Here is an 18015-nt window from a genome sequence, read left to right as displayed (position 1 = left end):
ATCGCCCTCAGCGCCCCGACGCGGGCACCGTTGCCGCCGCTGGCTCCGCTCAAGCCGCCGGCATCCCTGCACGCGCCTGCCTCGGCCTTGCCGTCCGTCTCAGCGGTGCGGTTTGCATGGCACGGTCCTGGCCGCTACCCTGCCCTCATGACAGACAAAACAGACCTTCAGGCGGCCTATGGGCTGCGCACCCCGGATGACAGCCGTCGTCTCTATGCAAACTGGGCCGACACCTACGACACAAGTTTCGCTGCCGAAATGGATTTTGCGCTGCCGGGGGCGGTCGCTGCCGCCTTTGTAGATGCGGGGGGCACCGGCCCTGTCCTGGACCTCGGCGCGGGCACGGGCCTGTGTGGGGCTGCCCTCGCGGCACTGGACGTCTCGCCGATAGATGCCACTGACCTTTCCCCGGAAATGTTGGCGGTGGCCCGGCGCAAGACCATCTATGCGTCGCTGTTCGAAGGCAATCTGCTGGAGCGTTTGCCGGTCAGGGACGGCCAGTATGCCGGCGCAGTGTCCACCGGCACCTTCACCACCGGCCACGTCGGCCCGCAGGCGCTGGACGAAGTGGTGCGCATCCTGCGCCCCGGTGGCCTTGCCGTGATCTCGGTTCATGCCGACCACTGGCAGGCACAGGGGTTCGGGGCGAAACTGGCGGCACTGGGCAACAGCATCGAACAGCTGGACATGCCGCTGGTGCCGATCTACGGCCAGCGCGGCCAGGGTGCGCACAAGGACGACATGTCGAAATTGCTGATGTTCCGCCGCGCGTGATCCCCGCGCGCGGCGTCAGGTGTCAAAAGCCGCTGATCCCCGGCAGCCAGGTGCTCAGCATCGGTACGAACGTCAACAACATCAGCACGATCAGGTTCGCCAGAAAGAACGGCGGCATTTCCCGTACCAGCGCGGCGGGCCGCAGATTGGCGGCCGAAGATACGACAAAGATCAGGCTGCCCACCGGCGGCGTCGTCAATCCCAGCGTCAGGTTGACGATGACCACGATGGCAAAGTGATCCGGCGCGATGCCGAGAGCATGGCTGATCGGCGCCAGGATCGGCACCAGGATCATCACCCCCGGCAACGGGTCCATGAACAGGCCGAAAATCAGCATCAGCAGGTTGACCGCCAGCAGGAACACGATGGGCGACAGGTCCCAGCTGATGATGGTCTGCGCCAGGAATTGCGGCAGCCCCTCGATCACCAGCACCCAGGCGAACGCGCGCGCCGCGCCAAGGATCAGCAGCACCGCCGCACTGATCAGTGCGGCGCGCAGGATGATCCCCGGCAGATCGCGCCACTGCAGCGCCCGGTAGATCACCATGCCGCAGAACAACGCATAGAACACCGCGATCACCGACGCTTCGGTCGGGGTAAAGATGCCACCGCGAATGCCGCCGACAATCAGCACGATCAGTCCCAGTGCCGGCATCGCCTTGACCGTGGTGCGCAGCATCTCGGCCTTGTCCGGGCGCGGCGCATCACTGCGGTAATCGCGCTTCCAGCTGACCACACCGTTGGCCACCAGGTTGCCGATCCCCAGCAGCAACCCCGGTATCACCCCCGCCATGAACAGCGACCCCACCGACACCGCCTCGTCCTGCAACGCATAGATGATCATCACGATGGACGGCGGGATGATCGGCCCGATCACCGCGCTGGAAATCGTCAACGCGCCCGCATAGGCCCGGTCATAGCCGCCCTTTTCCATCATGCGGATCATCATCGCGCCCGGTCCCGCCGCATCCGCCAGCGCCGAGCCGGAAATACCGGCAAACATGGTCGAGGAAATCACGTTGGCATAGCCCAGCCCGCCGCGCAGATGCCCGACGAACTGCGCCGCGAAACGCAACAATGTCGTGGTTATCGCGCCTCCGGTCATGATCTCGGCGGCCAGGATAAAGAACGGCACCGCGAGGAGAGGAAAGCTGTCCAGCCCCGAGAACATCTCCTTGACCACCACGATCTGTGGATACGAACTGCCCAGGCCAATCGCGACAAAGACGGAAATCGCCATGGCAAAGGCCACCGGCAACCCCAGCACCATCAGCACGAACAGCGACGCAAACAGGATCTCAACCATTTGCCGCCCCCGAGATCGCGTTGCCCGCGCCCTCGGCCTCCTCGAAATGGCCGGCGCGGATGAACTGTCTCGCGATCAGCAACAGATGCACGATCAGCAGGCTGAATCCCACCGGCATCGCGGCATAGACATACAGGAATGACAGGCGCAGCGCCGGGGTCTTCTGGAAACGGGCGCGGTCCATGTATTGCAGGCCGACATGCACCATGAAGGCAAAGAACAGCAGCAGGACCAGCACGATGACCGCCCGCAACACCCGCTGGCCACGGGTCGTCAGGACATCGTGCAGATTGGTGATGGCCACATGCCCACCCCACCGCAACGCCAGCCCGGCACCCAGAAACGTCATCCAGATCATCAGATAGCGCGCCGCCTCATCGGCCCATGGCAGCGAATGATTGGTGGTATAGCGCAGGGTCACATTCGCCCCGACGATCAGCGCCATCGACGACAGTATCGCGATCACGACAGCCCCGTTCAGCGCGACGAATACACGTTCCAGCCTGCGCATCTTTCCTCCGGCGGTAAAACACGAATTGGCCGGCAGCAGTCGCCGCCAGCCAATCCATCATGGAAACAGCGCTTATTCCGTCGCGGAAATGCGGTCGATCAGGTCCTTGCCGTAGGTCTCGTAGTACCCTTCATAGGCCCCCTCGACCGAGGCGCGGAACGCCGCCTTTTGCTCTGGCGACAGGGTGTTGACCTCCATGCCACGCTCTTTCAGCGTCTCGACGCCGCTGCTTTCGACATTGTCGACAAAGGCGCGCATGGCCACGACCGCCTCGGACGCACCCTCCTCAAAGGCGGCCTTGTCCTCATCCGACAGACCTTCCCAGAACGGCTTGGACACCAGCAGCATCGCGGGCGAATAGACGTGCCCGGACAGCGTCAGGTATTTCTGCACTTCGTTCAGCTTGACCGACACGATCACCGACAGCGGGTTTTCCTGACCGTCGATGGTGCCCTGTTGCAGCGCGCCGATCACTTCGGGCCAGGCCATCGGCGTCGGTGCCGCGCCGAGCGCGTTGAAGGCGGCCAGGTGCACCGGGTTTTCCATCGTGCGCAGCTTCATGCCCGCCAGGTCTTCGGGCGTCTCGATCGGGTTGCGGTTGTTGGTGATGTGACGAAAACCCTGTTCGCCCCAGGCCATCGCGACCATCCCGGCATCGTCGAACTTGGCCAGGATTTCCTGCCCGATCGGCCCGTCCAGCACGTGACGTGCGTGTTCCAGGCTGCGGAACAGGAACGGAATGTCCGTCACCCCCGTCTCGGGCACAAAGTTGCTCAGCGTGCCGGTCGACACGATCGTGGCCTCGACGGTGCCCAGCTGAAGCCCCTCGATCACTTCGCGTTCCCCACCCAGTGCCGAGGACGGGAAATGCCGAAAGGTGAACTTTCCATCGGTCTCGGCTTCGACCACGTCCTGCCATTTCTGGGCCGCCACACCATAGTGCGAGTCCGGCGCCAGCGCATAGGCGATCTTGACTTCGGTCTGTGCCATGGCCGCGCCTGCGGTCACACTGGCCATGGCACCAAGCAGCGCCGTGCCCCGAATTCCCTTCAAAAACATCGAATGTCCTCCCTCATTGACATCTTGATTCCGCGAATTGCTATCCCGTGGTCTGGACAATGGCAATGGCCGTCGCCCGACTTCGCCGCCCTGTCGGGCCGGTGTTGCCACGGCGCGATCGCCGCACCGCACCCCCTTGGCACTGTTGTCGGGGCGCCGCGCGACCGCGAAAGGATCTGTTGCCCTGATGCAGGTTGATGGTCCAGTATCGCGGCAACTGCGGCCATCTGGGGTCATGGGATGGGGTCACCGGGTGCCCTTGGCGCGGCATCACCGCGCGGCGACCCAAAGAGCGTTTAGGATCAGGTCACACCAATGCCACCCGCCCCACCAACGCCCCCCCGATCACAGGCCGGATTACACGCCGGATCAAACGCCGGATTACAGGCGGGATCAGATCCCGAACCACAGGCCGCAACCGCGCCGGACACGCCGCGCACGCGCGGCAATGCCTGGATGATACAGCGGGACGGATCCGCCCTGCGCTATCTTTCGGATCAGTATCGCGGTCAACTGATGGGATACGAGGAACGCGAACGCCTGACCCTGGCCCAGACCCCGCCGCTGGCGCTGGCCATGCTCAGCTTTGGCGACATGCGCAGCAGCCCGCGCACCCTGCCCGAACGCTTTGACTATCACGTCGTGAACCAGCACCTCAGTGGTGCGGCCCCTGATCTGGCGGCCCGGTCGCAGGCGGTCCTGACGCAGATGCACGCCCGCCGCGACGGCCTGGCCTTTCGCACCGTTCTGGCCATCGAGGCACAGCAACCCGGCCTGACCCTGGCCGAGGCCGCACCCGATGCGCCCCTGGCCGCGACGCTGAACGACCAACTTGCCACCGGCGCACAGGCGCTGTCGCGCTGGCAAAAGCACCTGCATGTCGATCGCATCGACCTTTCCCTGCTCAGCGGTGCGCCCGACACCGACGAAGCGCAGGCCGACGCGCATTATGCCCGGACCGCCCTTTGGCTGGGGCGCGCCGTGGCCGCGACGACCGGACAGGCCAGCGTGCCGCATATCGTCGTGGCCCAGTCGGCAGGCACCCGTGACGATGGCACATCGGGCGTGATCCTGGCCGAGGCGCGGCTGGACCTGGATCACCCGACACTGAAATTCATCGTCGCGACACCCGGCTATCCCTATGGCTTTCTGCCCGGAATGCCCGCAACGCACGACGCAACCAGCGCCGCCCTGATGGACGAGATCAAGGTGCTGGCGGTCCGCCAGACCCAGCAGGGCACCCCCTGGCGCTGCCCTTCTCTCAGCCTGGTGCACCCCGACGGCGATGAACTCAGGGCGCATTTCATCACCGACGCCGGGCTGGCGTTCGACCCCGACGAACCGCATGGATTTGCCCTGCACGGTTGCGACAACGGCGCGCAGATCACGGGCGTGCGGGTCATGCGCGGGCCCCCCATCGTCAGGATCTTCTGCGACAAGGCCCCGACCGGCGCCGCGCTCTCGCTCAGCTATGCCTGGGGCGCCACGGCGGATGGACAGCAGGACCGCGCCGCCAATCGCGGCGGCCTGCGCGACACATGGCAGGCCGACAGCCTGGCCGTTCCGGGGCATGTGCTGCGGCGCTACGCCCTGTCGGGCCTTCAAAAGGTGGTCACCGGCTGACCCCGGCCGCGCAACGCAAAGGCAAGAAAGAAGATGCAGATGGCAGACCGGCGCAACGTGATCCTGATCGGCATGGACGACGCCTTCGCCTTCTGGCGCTACCGTACCGCGTTCGGGGCCACGCTGCACACGCCCAACCTCGACCGGATCTGCGCCAACTCCGCATTGTTCACCTCGGCCTATTGCCAGGTGCCGATCTGTGGACCCAGCCGGGCCAGCGCCATGTCGGGCCTGTCGCCCTATGCCACCGGCATCTTTGACAATTACACCAACATCTTTGACCTGCTGCGCCCCGAACAGATGTGGCAATACCGCCTGCGGCAGGCGGGCTATCACTGCGCCACCGCGGGCAAGATCCACCATGGTTACAAACCCCTGCCCCCCGCGGTGCACGACACGCTCTATTCGCATCCCGCGGCGCAGGTCTATTTCGGCCCGAAACGCGACGCCCCCGCAATCCAGTATGGCGGGCGCATGAACGGCGCTGGCACCACCGATACCGCCGATGACCGCGCCTACTACGATTACCGTTCGTCCCAGCACGCCATCCGGTTCCTCAAATCCTACGACGCCGCCGCGCCGTTTTACCGAGAGGTCGGCTTTCACCACCCGCACCCGCCGTTCCGCACCCCGGATCGCTTCAAGCAGATGTACCCGGTCGAGGATTTCATCCAGCCGGCCGACTGGGCGCAGGGCTTCGATCTCAATGCCTTCACCGCCACCTTCATGCAGGAAAACATGGACACGGCCGGCGCGGTCGAGGACTGGCAGAAATCCGTCCGCAACTATTTCTCGGCTTTCAGCCATGTCGACAGCCATATCGGCCGGGTCTGGGACGCGCTCAAGGCCTCGCCCCACGCAGACGACACCGTCGTCGTGATCTTCTCCGATCACGGCTACCACATGGGCGACAAGAACCGTTTCCGCAAATTCACCTTGTGGGAAGAGGCGACGCGTGTCCCGCTGATCGTGCATGATCCGCGCCAACCCGCGCGCGTCGTCGATGACCCCGTGGCCCTGCTCGACCTGGGGCCGACCATCCTGGACTATGCCGGGGCGCGCCCGATGCGCCACGCGGTCGGCACCTCCCTGCGTCCGCTGGTCGAGGGGGGGCGCGCGCCCGATCGCGCCGTGCCGACCTTTTGGTATGGCAGCGCCTCAATCCGGCAAGGCGACCTGCGCGTCACGCTCTATCAGGACGGCACCAGCGCCCTCTATGACGTGACGCACGACCCCTGGCTGACCACCGATCTGGGCCCCGATCACCCGCACTACGCCAAAATGCGCAGCAGCCTGCTGGCCACCTGCCGCGATTATGGCCTGCTCATCGCGGCGGCGGGCGATCCGCCGCACTCCGGCACGGCCGACTACATATCGGTGCACGACGGTGGCCCGCCCTTGCAATCGCTGCCCACGAACGGCGTGATCACGGTGGGGTCCGCGCCCGCAGGCCTGTCCGCCCCGGGCCATCGCAAGCACTTCGCCACGCTGCGCGAAAACGGCACGCTCGACCTCGCCGATGGCATCCGAGAGCTGCTTTTCGCCTCCGACACCAACGGCGGCGTCACGCGTTTTCGCATCCAGTGCAACGACGCCGGCAACCGGATCTTCTTTGCCGGGGGCCACAACCGGTTTGCGCTGGATGTGGTCGGGGGGGATGGCGGCGACGACATCACCACCTCCAGCGACAGCCTGACCGCCCACCTTGGGCGCGGTGAAAACCGGGTTCACGCCGGGGTGTCGGATGCCACGATCCATGGCGGCGAAGGCCAGGACACCATCCATGCCATCGACGGCAACAACCTGATCCACGGCGGCAGCGGCAATGCCGTGATCTTTGCCGGAATGGGCAACGACACCATCTATTCCGGTGGCGGCGTCAACATGATCACCACCGGACCGGGGCAAAGCCGCATCACCCTCGACGCTGGTCAGAACACCATCGACGCCACCCAGGGCATCACGACGCTGATCTTTCTGCGCACAGGCCTGCCGCAATTGGTGCGGGGGTTCCGCACAGGGGTGATCGACCTGTCGGACTGGGCGGTGATGGGGCCGGTACGGATCCGGCAGGTGCAGGACGACGTGGTGCTGACCTGCGGCACGGAAAGCCTCCGCCTCGCGACAAGCCGGCGTGACGACATTGCCCCAACCGTCACCGGCGTCGTCCTCACGCCCAGGCCCGCCTCACCCCCCGATGGCGCCGAAGGGCACGGGGACGCTTGGCAGTAAATGGCGCAGACCCGGTTATCGCGCGGCAAAATATGTCTCGCGGATCCACGCCGCGATGCCCGCGATTTCGGGACGTTCCGCGATATGGCTCAGTCGCGCCTTGTGGGCCGCGACCGCCGCGTCGTGCAGCCCCGCCAGAACGTCGTCCTGCATCAGCACGCTCCATTCCCGGCGCGCGGCGGGCACCATCGGATCGATCCAGCCCAGGGCCGCCCCCCCGATCGAACGTTTGCGAAAATACGTGCCGTCCACCACGTTGCGCGGCGAAACGGCATCCCCGCGGTCCAGCTTCAGCAGATAGCTCTCGACGCTGCGCAGCGCGTAATGGTTCAGGCAGACCAGGTCATAGCGCCCGCGTCGGTCGACCCCGTTCTGCGGATCGTAAAAGGTGAACGACCTGTCAAAGGCGCGTCCCGATCCGTCCAGCCAGACGAAATCCGCCTCGGTGCCCGGCGTCAGATAGGGCCGGTGCACCTGGATCGCGCGAATGTTTTCAATGCCGTGCACGATTGTCTTGACCCCGCGCCGTGCCTGCCAATGTCCCGGCGTCGGCGTCTCATGATCGCGAAACCGCTCCGTCAGCCAGCAATCCTCGAAACCCCAGGTCGCGCTGCTGGTAAAGTTCAGCTCGCTCATCGACAGGGCATGAAACGGGCCTGCCGCCTGCAACAGGTCGCTGAACCGGCCCGCCCCGGCGCGGATGGTGACGAATTCGTCCACGTCGATGCACATCACGTAATCCGCCCGCCGCACCTGCGGCAACTGGCACGCATATTTCAGCGCGACAGGCTGAAAATACGTCGAGCCGACCAAAGTGGCCGGGTTCGGCAGGTGCGTGACCACCCCGGCCGCATCCAGCCTGTCCAGCATCCGGTCGGTGCCATCCGTGCAATCGTTGGTGAAGATGACGAAATCCGTCACGCCGATGGCGCGATGATAGGCCAGCCATTCCAACAGGAACGGGCCTTCGTTCTTCATGCAGGTCACGATGGCGATGCGGGGGGCTGCGCCCCGATGCCCGGGCGGCGACAGCGCGGGCACCGCCTGCCGATGCAATACCCAGACCGACCCTTTCAGATGATCCGCGTCGATCACGAACCCAAGCCCGCGCAAGGTCGACAAGATCCGCTCCTGCCCCGCAGTGCCATAGACGCCTGGATGCAGCTCGATGATGATCGTGCGCACACCGTTCAGGGCGCTGCTCTCGAACAGATCCAGCTCGCCCCCCTCGATATCCGCGATCAGGACGCTGGGGCGGAACTCCTGCACCAGACGATCCAGCGACAGACCCGGCACCGAAACCGTTTCGTGATGGCCGGGCCGCTCCGCATCGACCGCACCGGATTGGGCACCGGACACGGGCGCGTCCGGCGTCATGCTGGACGCCCAGAAATCCGGTCGCACATAGAACGCCACGCTGTCGCGGTCATGGCTGTCGATCACGCCGTGACGCACCTCGCACCTGTCCACGCCGTTCAGACGCTGCGTTTCCCGGATCACCTCGATCAACTGCGGATTGGCCTCGATCGACAGCACCTTCTCGACGCCCTCGATCCGCCCCACGACAGAGGAGATCACCCCGAGTCCCCCCCCCAGCTCAAGCACCCTGTCGCCCGCGCGCACAAATGCCCGCGCGGCCCGGCTTTCGCCCGCCTCATAGTGCCCGACGCGCATCTGACGCTCGATCTTCGGCGTCACGACGTCGGCGTACAGCGGCACCTTGATCCCGTGCAGATCCAGAATTTCATCGTACGTCCGCTTCGGGCTCGCCATCATCAGCGTCTTCTTCCTGGGGCTACGGCAGGTCCGGTCTAACCTAAACCGTGCCACCACGGGTTAATGATCACCAGAATTTTCGCACCCTCCCGGCCAAACCCCGCGTCTTCCCGTCGCGCTGCCGCATGCTGCGCCGTCCTGATAAATGCGCCACCCCCAATGCCAGGCCGCCGCCCTGCGCGGGCGCCGCCCGCGGCGTCAGGTCAGCAGACCGGCCGACACCGCCGCCAGCAGCGCCCCGCCAAAGGCGATGCGATAGATCGCGAACGACGTGAAACGGTGGCTGCGGATGAAACCCAGCAGCCATTTCACGGCAATGAACGCCGTAAGCGTGGAAAACACGAACGCCACGCCAAGCGCGCTCCAGTCTTCCTCGATGCCGCCGTCCTTCAGCTGCGACAACAGCTCGTATCCGCTGGCCGCGTACATCGTGGGTATCCCGACGAGAAAGGCAAACTCGGTCGCCGCCGCCCGGTTCGACAACCCCAGCAGCATCGCGACAAAAATCGTGGTGGCCGATCGCGAGGTGCCCGGAAACACCCCGGCCACGATCTGCGCCAGCCCCACCGCGATCGCCACGCTCAGCGTGACTCGCGTGCGATCGGGCAACCGCGCCGCCAGCGCCTCGGCGAGCAGCATCCAGATGCCACCGATCACCAGCGCCCAGGCGACCGGCCTGATTTCCGTCGGCAGTTCGAATCCCAGCTTCTTGACGATCAGGCCCAGCACCCCGGTGATGGCAAAGGCAATCAGGATCTTGCCCAGGTAATCGCGCGCCTCAGGGTCGTTCCAGCCGGTCAGCAGGCTGACGATCCGCCGCCAGTAGATCAGCGTCACCGCCAGAATCGCCCCCGCCTGGATCACCACGTTGAAGGTTTCGGAGCGCGCGCCCAACCAGGTTTCCGCGATGATCAGATGCCCGGTCGATGATATGGGCAGAAACTCCGTGATCCCCTCGATGATCCCGAGGAGCGCGGCATTGATGAAATCCATGATGACAGGTCCCGAATAGGCAAAACGCGCAAGTCCCGGCAGGCGCTCGAAATGCTTGCCCGCGGCCGGGCGGCCTTCGCAACAGCAAACTTGCGGGCCACACGTGGATTTGTGCCGCACCCCCCTGCGCGATCCGCGCCCGCGCCGACTCTTCGCCCCTGGCCACCCCCCCTTTGGACCCCACGCCGCGGGGTCCGGGTCACAAATTTCACGCTCTGCCCTGCGCTCAGATCATTGCCGCTCTGCGCCGTGCTCAAGCGTGCGCAATCCCCGCGTGCACGACGATGCTGCACCTGCGAAATGACCCGTCGCCCGCGAACCCGCACAGCGGGAAATCGCTCAGGCCCGCGTCGCGACGCAGCCCCGCCAAAGCGCCCGGTTTTGTTGGGATATATGCGTCGCAGATGCGACTTCAGGCCCATTGCCCGGCCATGCGAACCCCGCCGCGCGGTCCACCCCCGGTTGCACGCATTTCACCTCAAGCATTTGTGATTAAACGGCAAGTTGCGCAAGGTGCGGCCGTGTGACGCCTCGCGCTCCTGTCGGCGGCGGCATATTCGCCGCGGCACAAGTCCGGTCGCGCCCCCTCCGTTTTGCGCACCGGCTCTCCTTCCTACGGGTTGCCGGTCCCGCGACCGGCCCGCCCGTCAACCGCGCAAGAGGCAAGCAGTGTTGAAACCCTTCAAGATCCCTCTGATGCTGCTTTTGGCAGTGTCCTTGTCGGGATGTCAGTACGATGTGCTCCACCCCTCCGGCTGGGTCGCCGGACAGGAGCGTAACCTTCTGATCATCTCGACTCTTCTCATGCTCATCGTGATCATTCCGGTGATCTTCATGGGCGTCTACTTTCCGTGGAAATACCGCGCGGACCGCCCCGACAAATCCGACTACGAACCTGACTTCGCCCATTCCAACAAACTCGAAGTCCTGATCTGGAGCGCCCCTGTCGCCATCGTCATCGCGCTCGGTGTCTTCACCTGGATCTACACCCACCGGCTTGACCCCTACCGCCCCCTCGACCTTGCCCACGCGGGCGAGCCGATCGAGGTCGAGGCCGTCTCGCTCGACTGGAAATGGCTGTTCATCTATCCGCAATACGGTGTCGCCTCGGTCAACGAACTGGCGATCCCGGTCAATCGCCCGGTGAACTTCCGCCTTACCTCCAGCACGGTGATGAACACGCTGTCGATCCCGGCGCTGTCCGGCATGGTCTATTCGATGGCCGGCATGGAAACCAGGATCCACATGATCGCGGATGAGGTCGGCACCTTCGCGGGCCGCTCCGCGCATTATTCCGGGCCCGGCTTCTCGCAGATGACCTTCGATACCGACGCGATGAGCGATGCTGATTTCGATGCCTGGGTCTCTTCCGCCAGGGCCGAGGGCACCGCCCTGACCCGCGACGCCTATCTCGCGCTGGAAAAACCCTCCATCGGAAATCCCGTCACCCTCTACACCGACCCCGACCCCGAACTGTTCGAGCGTATCGTCGGCCTCTGCGTCGAGGAGGGCAAGGTCTGCATGGACCAGATGATGATGACCGACATGCACGGCGGCGGAGGCCTGGCCGGTATCGGTGACAAGGCCGCCTACGAATACGATGGCCAGCGCATGATCGACGGTTTCGGCAACCTGATGCAGGCCCCCGGCGCGGGCCTGATCGATGGCAACGACGATACCGGTGCCAACGACGCCCCCGATGTCCAAGAACACACCCGTTCGGCCCCGGCAATGGAGCACAACTGATATGTCAACAGAAGTCGTTGAAACAACGCAGGAAACGGTCTCTCCGATCTTCGGTCGGCTGTCCCTCGACTGGATTCCCTATCACGAACCGATCCTTGTCGGCACCTTCCTGGCTATCGTGCTGGGCGGGCTGGCGGTGCTGGCGGTAATGACCCGCTATCGCCTCTGGGTGCCGTTCTGGAAGAACTGGGTCACCACCGTCGATCACAAGAAGATCGGCATCATGTACATGGTGCTGGGCTTTATCATGATGGTGCGTGGCTTTGCCGACGCGCTGATGATGCGGGCGCAGCAGGCGCTGGCCGCCGGTGGCGCCGAGGGCTATCTGCCGCCGCACCACTTCGACCAGGTCTTTACCGCGCACGGCGTGATCATGATCTTCTTCGTCGCGATGGCCTTCGTCACCGGCATCATGAACTTCGTCATGCCGACACAGATCGGGGCCCGCGACGTGGCCTTTCCGTTCCTGAACAACTTCTCGTTCTGGATGACGGTTGCCGGCGCCTTGCTGGTCAACGTGTCGCTGTTCGTGGGTGAATTCGCGCGGGTCGGCTGGCTGGCCTTTCCGCCCCTGTCGGGGGCCTCTTTCTCGACCGGGCCGGGGATGGACTACTACCTGTGGTCGCTGCAAATCGCCGGGGTCGGCACCACGCTGTCGGGCATCAACCTGATCGCCACCATCTTCAAGATGCGCGCGCCGGGGATGAAGCTGTTCGACATGCCCGTCTTTACCTGGACCGCGCTGTGTACCAACGTGCTGATCGTCGCCGCCTTTCCGGTGCTGACCGCCACGCTGACCCTGCTGACGCTGGATCGCTACCTCGGCACGCACTTCTTCACCAATGACCTTGGTGGCAACGCGATGATGTACGTCAACCTGATCTGGATCTGGGGCCACCCCGAGGTCTACATCCTGATCCTGCCGATCTTCGGTGTGTTTTCCGAAGTCGTGGCGACGTTCTCGGGCAAGCCGCTGTTCGGGTACAAGACCATGGTCTGGGCCACGGCCTGCATCATGGTGCTGTCCTTCGTCGTCTGGCTGCACCACTTCTTCACCATGGGGTCCGGTGCCAGCGTGAACACCTTCTTCGGTATCACCACGATGATCATCGCGGTGCCGACGGGGGTCAAGGTCTTCAACTGGCTGTTCACGATGTACAAGGGCAGCGTGCGCCTCGAAGTGCCGATGCTCTGGACACTGGGCTTCATCGTCACCTTCACCATCGGCGGCATGACCGGCGTTCTGCTGGCCGTTCCCCCGGTCGATTTCCAGCTGCACAATACCCTGTTCCTGATCGCGCACTTTCACAACGTGATCATCGGCGGCGTGGTGTTCGGCGTCTACGCGGCCGTCACCTACTGGTGGCCCAAGGCGTTCGGCTTCCGCCTCGATGACAAGTGGAGCAAGCGCACCTTCTGGTTCTGGTGCATCGGCTTCTACTTTGCCTTCCTGCCGCTCTACGCGCTCGGGCTGATGGGCGCGACGCGCCGGATGCAGCAGTACATGGACACCGGCTGGCAGATCTATTTCATCATTGCGGCCTGTGGCGCGGTGCTGATCGCCTTCGGCATCCTGTCGACCTTCATCGGCTTTGCCGTGTCGATCAGGAACCGCAAGGCGCTGGCCTGTGGCCCCGACCCGTGGAATGCCCGCACGCTGGAATGGGCCACGCAATCGCCACCTGCGCCCTACAACTTTCCGCAGGTGATCGAGGTGCACGGCCGCGACGAATTCTGGCGGATGAAGCAGACCGGCTTCAAATGGTCGACGCATTACACCCCGATCCACATGCCCAAGGGCACGGGAACGGGTGCGGTGATCTCGCTGTTCGCGCTGGCCTTCGGCTTTGCCATGGTCTGGTACATCTGGTGGCTGGCGATCCTGGCATTGTTCGCCTGCATCGCCATCGGCATCGCCCATACCTTCAACTACAACCGCGACTACTACATCCCCGTCGATGAGGTCGCGCACACCGAAAGCAAGGGAGCCACGGCATGACCATGTTGGACACCCCCGTCACCGGGCCCGTGAACGGGCCCGATGGCCCGGACAGCCATCCCGATCACCACCACGAAAGCCCGACGCCCATCGGCTTCTGGATCTACCTGATGAGCGATTGCATCATCTTCGGGGTGCTCTTCGCGACCTATGCGGTGCTGGGCTACAACTACGCCGGTGGCCCGGCCCCCAAGGATCTGTTCGAGGCCGATTTCGTGCTGATCGAGACGGCGTTGCTGCTGTTCTCCTCCATCACCTTCGGCGTCGCCATGCTGCAAGCCGAGGCACACCGCCTCGACACTGCGCTGAAATGGCTGGTCGTGACCGGTCTGCTCGGCCTCGGCTTCATCGGGATGGAGATCTACGAGTTCAACCACCTGATCCACATCGGCGCAGGCCCTGATCGTTCGGCCTTCCTGTCGGCGTTCTTCGTGCTGGTCGGCACCCACGGCCTGCACGTCACCGGTGGCCTGATCTGGCTGGTGACGCTCTGCGTGCAGTTGCGCATGCACGGGCTGACGACGGCCAACATGCGCCGCCTGTCGACGCTCAGCATGTTCTGGCACTTCCTCGACCTGATCTGGATCGGCGTCTTTTCCTTTGTCTATCTCGTGAGGCTGATCTGATGAGCGATCATTCAACCCATAGCCATGGCAACATGAACCAGCTCATGACCGGTTTCGTGCTGGCCGCGATCCTGACGGTGATCCCCTTCGGGATCATTCTGGGAGAGCCGGACATCTCGCGCATGCTCAAGATCGGCATCATCATGGGCTTCGGCGCCCTGCAGATCATCGTGCACCTGGTCTACTTCCTGCACGTCAACCGCTCGTCCGAGGGGGGCTGGACCATCGCCGCCACCCTCTTTGCGGTGATCATCCTCGTCATCGTGCTGGCAGGCTCGCTCTGGGTCATGCACAACATGAACGAAAACATGATGCCTATGCCCGACATGGACAAGATGATGTCGCTTCAGTCGCAACAGGGCTGATCCGCCCCCTTATTGCCCTTCGACGGGGCCGGCACGCCCGGCCCCGTTTTCCGTTTCCCAGACCGTACCGAGTTTCGCGCCATGTCCCGCCCCCTCCGCTGGCCCCTCCTGATCATCGTCACCCTGGTTGCCACGCTCGCCATCACGGGCTTTGCCAGCCTCGGCACCTGGCAGCTGCGCCGCCTGCACTGGAAGATCGACCTGATCGAACGTGTCGATGCCCGCGTGCATGCCCCCGCTCAGCCCGCCCCCGGGCCCGCCGACTGGCCCGCCATCACCCGGCCGCGCGATGAATACCGCCATGTCACCCTGCACGGCACCTTCCTCAATGACGACGAGGTTCAGGTCTACACCCCCTCCGATTTCGGCCCGGCCTATTGGGTGATGACCCCGCTGCGGCGCGATGACGACAGCATCGTCATGGTCAACCGTGGCGTCGTGCCCGAGGCACAGCGCGACCCCGCCACCCGCACCGCCGCCCCGACAGGCCCGCAGACCGTCACCGGCCTGCTGCGCCTGCCCGAAGATCAGGGCTGGCTGTTCAGCCAGGACAACCGCCCAGAAGACGACGCCTGGTATCGCCGCGACATCGCCGCGATCGCCGCCGCCAAGGGGCTGGGCCACGTCGCGCCCTATTTCGTCGACCAGGAAAAGACCGACAGCGACACGTGGCCGCGTGGCGGGCAGACCGTCGTCAGTTTCCGCAATGCCCACCTCAGCTATGCGATCACGTGGTTCGCACTGGCCCTGATGGTGCTGGCGGGCTACGCGCTGTTTCTGCGGCACGAACTGGGCCGCAGCCGTGGCGGTTCCGGCGAAAGCTGACACAAACCCGTTCGCGGCCTCTCTTGCCCGGCCCGGCGACATGTTCTACCCCCGGGTCATCAAACCGGGGCGTTTTGAGGCCCGCGTGCGCCCACAGGATACCGATGACAGACCAGACCTTTCCCGATGTTGATGCCGACCTTGACGCCGACGTCGACCTGAACCCGGAAACCGAAGTCGCGATCCGCCAGCACCTCGTGCAGGTTGCCCTTGGCCGCGCCCCCGCCGACACCGTTCTGCGCGTCGGGCGGTTGCTCGACACCGGCACCGGCCTCTGGCGCGACAACCGCGAAATCGTCATTGCAGGCAAGCGCGTCGCCTACACCGGCCCCGCAGGCAGCTGGCCCGGCACCGCCACAACCCGCGTCGACCTGCCGGACCTTTCGGCCGTTCCCGGCCTGGGCGAGGTGCACAAGCACATCGAATCCTCGCACCTGACACCCGAGCATGAGGCCGCCCTCGTCATCCCCCGGGGCAACACCTGGACCTGCGAGGCCAGCCACGAATTTTCCAACGTCAACGCCGACCGCACCCTCGATTTCTGGCTTGAGGCCCGCCGCCGTGGCTCGCCGCTGAAAATCTTTCCGCTGCCCGGTTCCGCCGTCCCCCCCACCGCCTATGAACATGGCGGCGGCTGGCTCGGTTATGACGCACAGCGCGATTTCCTCGACGCCTCGCGCATGGTCGCCGGCCTGGACGAGGTGATGGACTGGCCCGGCGTCTCTGACCCCGAAAACCCCTCGCACACACGCCTCTGGGGCATGATCCGCGCCACGCTGGAACGCCGCGCCGTGGTCGAGGGGCACGCCGCTGGCCTGACCGACCTGCCCACGATCAACGCCTTTTCCGCCGCCGGAATCTCCTCCGATCATGAGATGTGGACGGCAGAAGAGGCGATGGACAAGCTCGCCGCCGGGCTGTTCATCGAGCTGCGCATCCACTCGCTTTCCGAAATGGTGCGCGGCCTGCTGGATCTTGGCCTGCGCGACTGGTCCCGCGTCGCCTTCGCCACCGATGACCGCTCTGCCAGCGACACGCTGAAAACCGGCGCGACCGATCACAACGTGCGCACCGCCATTGCCGCCGGTCTTGCCCCCGAAATCGCCGTGCAATGCGCCACGATCAACCCGGCGCGGCACATGCGGCTGGAACAATGGGTCGGCCTGATCGCGCCCGGTCGCTACGCCGACATCGTGCTGCTCGACGATCTCGACAGCTTTTCCATTCATCAGGTCTGGGCCGATGGCCGCCACGTCGCCACCGGCACCGACTACCTGATCGACGTGCCCTGCATCGACTGGCCCGACTGGGCGACGAAAACCATCAACGTCGGGCGCGCGCTGGTGCCCGGCGATTTCCGCATCGCCGCGCCCTCGGGTCGCCAGACGGTCACGGCGGCGCTTCTGCGCCCCTTCCACTGGGCCGATGACTTCCTGACGATGGACCTGCCGGTGCAGGACGGGGCGGTGCAACGCGATGCCGACCGCAACGTCACAAAGTTTGCCGTGATCGACCGGTTCTCGGGGCAAGGCGCGGTGTCGAAGATGTTCTGGCTCGGCTGTGGCCCGCGCACCCCCGACACCGCGATTGCCTGCTCGATGGCCCATGACAAGCACAACCTCTGGGCCTGCGGCTCGTCCGACGATGCCATGGCGCTGGCCGCCAACACGGTCGCGGACATGGATGGCGGCTGGGCGCTGGTCTCGGGCGGTCGGGTGCTGGCCACGATCCGCTGGGAAATCGCCGGCTTGATGAGCGCGCGTCCCGCCGAGGCGCTGGATCGCGACATGCAGGCCCTGCTCACGGCGGCCGAAGGGATCGACTGGCTGTACGAACCCTCCTTCAACCCGCGCTGGCAACCCGGTTTTCCCGAACGCCTCGCATGGGCCACGCTGACCTGCTCGCCCTGGAAATGGTGCCTTGTCGCGCCCTCCGATCATGCCCCCGAAGGGCTGGTGAACGTCGCCACAGGGGCCACGCATCCGGTGGTCTGGTGATGCAGATTTTTCACCGTTCGGATACAGCTCAGATACCGTTCAAATACCGACGTTCGAATCTCGCGATATCAACGACTTACAGGTCGATCCCCGCGCAATACCGACGCCCCCGCGCCGCGCCCGCCCAAGCGGCCCCGCTCAGCCCGCGCCCCGCACCGCGCCGCCCCCTCCCGCGCCGATCCG

Annotated in this window: 14 protein-coding genes; 9 read left to right on the top strand and 5 right to left on the bottom strand. The window is 64.9% G+C overall.

The window, feature by feature from the left end; translation table 11 throughout:
• Positions 1–147 precede the first annotated feature (147 nt).
• The gene (locus tag DL237_RS00070) at positions 148–774 is read left to right on the top strand and encodes a class I SAM-dependent DNA methyltransferase (RefSeq protein ID WP_119396986.1); all 627 of its coding nucleotides are present in this window, start codon (positions 148–150) and stop codon (positions 772–774) included.
• Positions 775–796: 22 nt separating this feature from the next.
• Here the strand turns inward: DL237_RS00070 and DL237_RS00065 are convergent, their stop codons facing one another.
• The 3 genes from DL237_RS00065 to DL237_RS00055 all read right to left on the bottom strand — a co-directional run bounded on the left by DL237_RS00065 (position 797) and on the right by DL237_RS00055 (position 3608).
• A complete protein-coding gene (locus DL237_RS00065) occupies positions 797–2080 on the bottom strand; it encodes a TRAP transporter large permease (protein WP_119396985.1) in 1284 nt (427 codons plus the stop codon).
• On the bottom strand, positions 2073–2591 hold the full coding sequence (locus DL237_RS00060) for a TRAP transporter small permease (RefSeq protein WP_119396984.1): 519 nt from the start codon (positions 2589–2591) through the stop codon (positions 2073–2075). The genes DL237_RS00065 and DL237_RS00060 overlap by 8 nt, the downstream gene beginning before the upstream one ends.
• Before the next feature lie 72 nt (positions 2592–2663).
• The gene (locus tag DL237_RS00055) at positions 2664–3608 is read right to left on the bottom strand and encodes a TRAP transporter substrate-binding protein (RefSeq protein ID WP_119397313.1); all 945 of its coding nucleotides are present in this window, start codon (positions 3606–3608) and stop codon (positions 2664–2666) included.
• Positions 3609–4106: 498 nt separating this feature from the next.
• Here DL237_RS00055 and DL237_RS00050 point away from each other — a divergent pair, with 498 nt between their 5' ends.
• Together DL237_RS00050 and DL237_RS00045 are read left to right on the top strand one after the other, a co-directional pair.
• Entirely contained in the window at positions 4107–5273 is a 1167-nt protein-coding gene (locus DL237_RS00050; RefSeq protein ID WP_119396983.1) for a hypothetical protein, read from the top strand.
• A gap of 39 nt (positions 5274–5312) precedes the next feature.
• Entirely contained in the window at positions 5313–7505 is a 2193-nt protein-coding gene (locus tag DL237_RS00045) for a sulfatase-like hydrolase/transferase (protein ID WP_158585564.1), read from the top strand.
• Positions 7506–7520: 15 nt separating this feature from the next.
• Here the strand turns inward: DL237_RS00045 and DL237_RS00040 are convergent, their stop codons facing one another.
• Positions 7521–9281, bottom strand: coding sequence for an FkbM family methyltransferase (locus DL237_RS00040; RefSeq protein WP_119396981.1), 1761 nt, complete (start codon positions 9279–9281; stop codon positions 7521–7523).
• A gap of 198 nt (positions 9282–9479) precedes the next feature.
• A complete protein-coding gene (locus tag DL237_RS00035; RefSeq protein WP_119396980.1) occupies positions 9480–10274 on the bottom strand; it encodes an undecaprenyl-diphosphate phosphatase in 795 nt (264 codons plus the stop codon).
• 696 nt (positions 10275–10970) lie between these two features.
• Here DL237_RS00035 and cyoA point away from each other — a divergent pair.
• The 6 genes from cyoA (at position 10971) to DL237_RS00005 (ending at position 17832) form a co-directional block, all read left to right on the top strand.
• Entirely contained in the window at positions 10971–12020 is a 1050-nt protein-coding gene (gene cyoA, locus DL237_RS00030; RefSeq protein ID WP_119397312.1) for a ubiquinol oxidase subunit II, read from the top strand.
• 1 nt (position 12021) lies between these two features.
• A complete protein-coding gene (gene cyoB / locus DL237_RS00025) occupies positions 12022–14019 on the top strand; it encodes a cytochrome o ubiquinol oxidase subunit I (protein ID WP_119396979.1) in 1998 nt (665 codons plus the stop codon).
• A 2-nt stretch (positions 14020–14021) separates the two neighbouring features.
• A complete protein-coding gene (gene cyoC, locus DL237_RS00020; RefSeq protein ID WP_119397311.1) occupies positions 14022–14645 on the top strand; it encodes a cytochrome o ubiquinol oxidase subunit III in 624 nt (207 codons plus the stop codon).
• Positions 14645–15010, top strand: a complete 366-nt coding sequence (gene cyoD / locus DL237_RS00015) for a cytochrome o ubiquinol oxidase subunit IV (protein ID WP_119396978.1) — start codon at positions 14645–14647, stop codon at positions 15008–15010. The genes cyoC and cyoD overlap by 1 nt, the downstream gene beginning before the upstream one ends.
• Before the next feature lie 81 nt (positions 15011–15091).
• Complete coding sequence (locus DL237_RS00010; RefSeq protein WP_119397310.1) at positions 15092–15835, top strand: SURF1 family protein; 744 nt, start codon at positions 15092–15094, stop codon at positions 15833–15835.
• Between the two features lie 104 nt (positions 15836–15939).
• On the top strand, positions 15940–17832 hold the full coding sequence (locus DL237_RS00005; protein ID WP_119396977.1) for an adenine deaminase: 1893 nt from the start codon (positions 15940–15942) through the stop codon (positions 17830–17832).
• Positions 17833–18015: the final 183 nt, after the last annotated feature.

The sequence above is a fragment of the Pseudooceanicola sediminis genome, from assembly GCF_003575965.1.
GTDB lineage: Bacteria > Pseudomonadota > Alphaproteobacteria > Rhodobacterales > Rhodobacteraceae > Pseudooceanicola > Pseudooceanicola sediminis.
The sequence above is the reverse complement of the archived record's forward strand: the minus strand, read 5'-3'. Positions and strand labels throughout refer to the sequence as shown.

What these genes read in the sequence shown, in the direction of transcription:
- DL237_RS00070 (WP_119396986.1), top strand. Translation starts at nt 148, where the DNA reads ATGACAGACAAAACAGACCTTCAGGCGGCCTATGGGCTGCGCACCCCG.
- DL237_RS00065 (WP_119396985.1), bottom strand. Translation starts at nt 2,080, where the DNA reads ATGGTTGAGATCCTGTTTGCGTCGCTGTTCGTGCTGATGGTGCTGGGG.
- DL237_RS00060 (WP_119396984.1), bottom strand. Translation starts at nt 2,591, where the DNA reads ATGCGCAGGCTGGAACGTGTATTCGTCGCGCTGAACGGGGCTGTCGTG.
- DL237_RS00055 (WP_119397313.1), bottom strand. Translation starts at nt 3,608, where the DNA reads ATGGCCAGTGTGACCGCAGGCGCGGCCATGGCACAGACCGAAGTCAAG.
- DL237_RS00050 (WP_119396983.1), top strand. Translation starts at nt 4,107, where the DNA reads ATGATACAGCGGGACGGATCCGCCCTGCGCTATCTTTCGGATCAGTAT.
- DL237_RS00045 (WP_158585564.1), top strand. Translation starts at nt 5,313, where the DNA reads ATGGCAGACCGGCGCAACGTGATCCTGATCGGCATGGACGACGCCTTC.
- DL237_RS00040 (WP_119396981.1), bottom strand. Translation starts at nt 9,281, where the DNA reads ATGATGGCGAGCCCGAAGCGGACGTACGATGAAATTCTGGATCTGCAC.
- DL237_RS00035 (WP_119396980.1), bottom strand. Translation starts at nt 10,274, where the DNA reads ATGGATTTCATCAATGCCGCGCTCCTCGGGATCATCGAGGGGATCACG.
- cyoA (WP_119397312.1), top strand. Translation starts at nt 10,971, where the DNA reads ATGCTGCTTTTGGCAGTGTCCTTGTCGGGATGTCAGTACGATGTGCTC.
- cyoB (WP_119396979.1), top strand. Translation starts at nt 12,022, where the DNA reads ATGTCAACAGAAGTCGTTGAAACAACGCAGGAAACGGTCTCTCCGATC.
- cyoC (WP_119397311.1), top strand. Translation starts at nt 14,022, where the DNA reads ATGTTGGACACCCCCGTCACCGGGCCCGTGAACGGGCCCGATGGCCCG.
- cyoD (WP_119396978.1), top strand. Translation starts at nt 14,645, where the DNA reads ATGAGCGATCATTCAACCCATAGCCATGGCAACATGAACCAGCTCATG.
- DL237_RS00010 (WP_119397310.1), top strand. Translation starts at nt 15,092, where the DNA reads ATGTCCCGCCCCCTCCGCTGGCCCCTCCTGATCATCGTCACCCTGGTT.
- DL237_RS00005 (WP_119396977.1), top strand. Translation starts at nt 15,940, where the DNA reads ATGACAGACCAGACCTTTCCCGATGTTGATGCCGACCTTGACGCCGAC.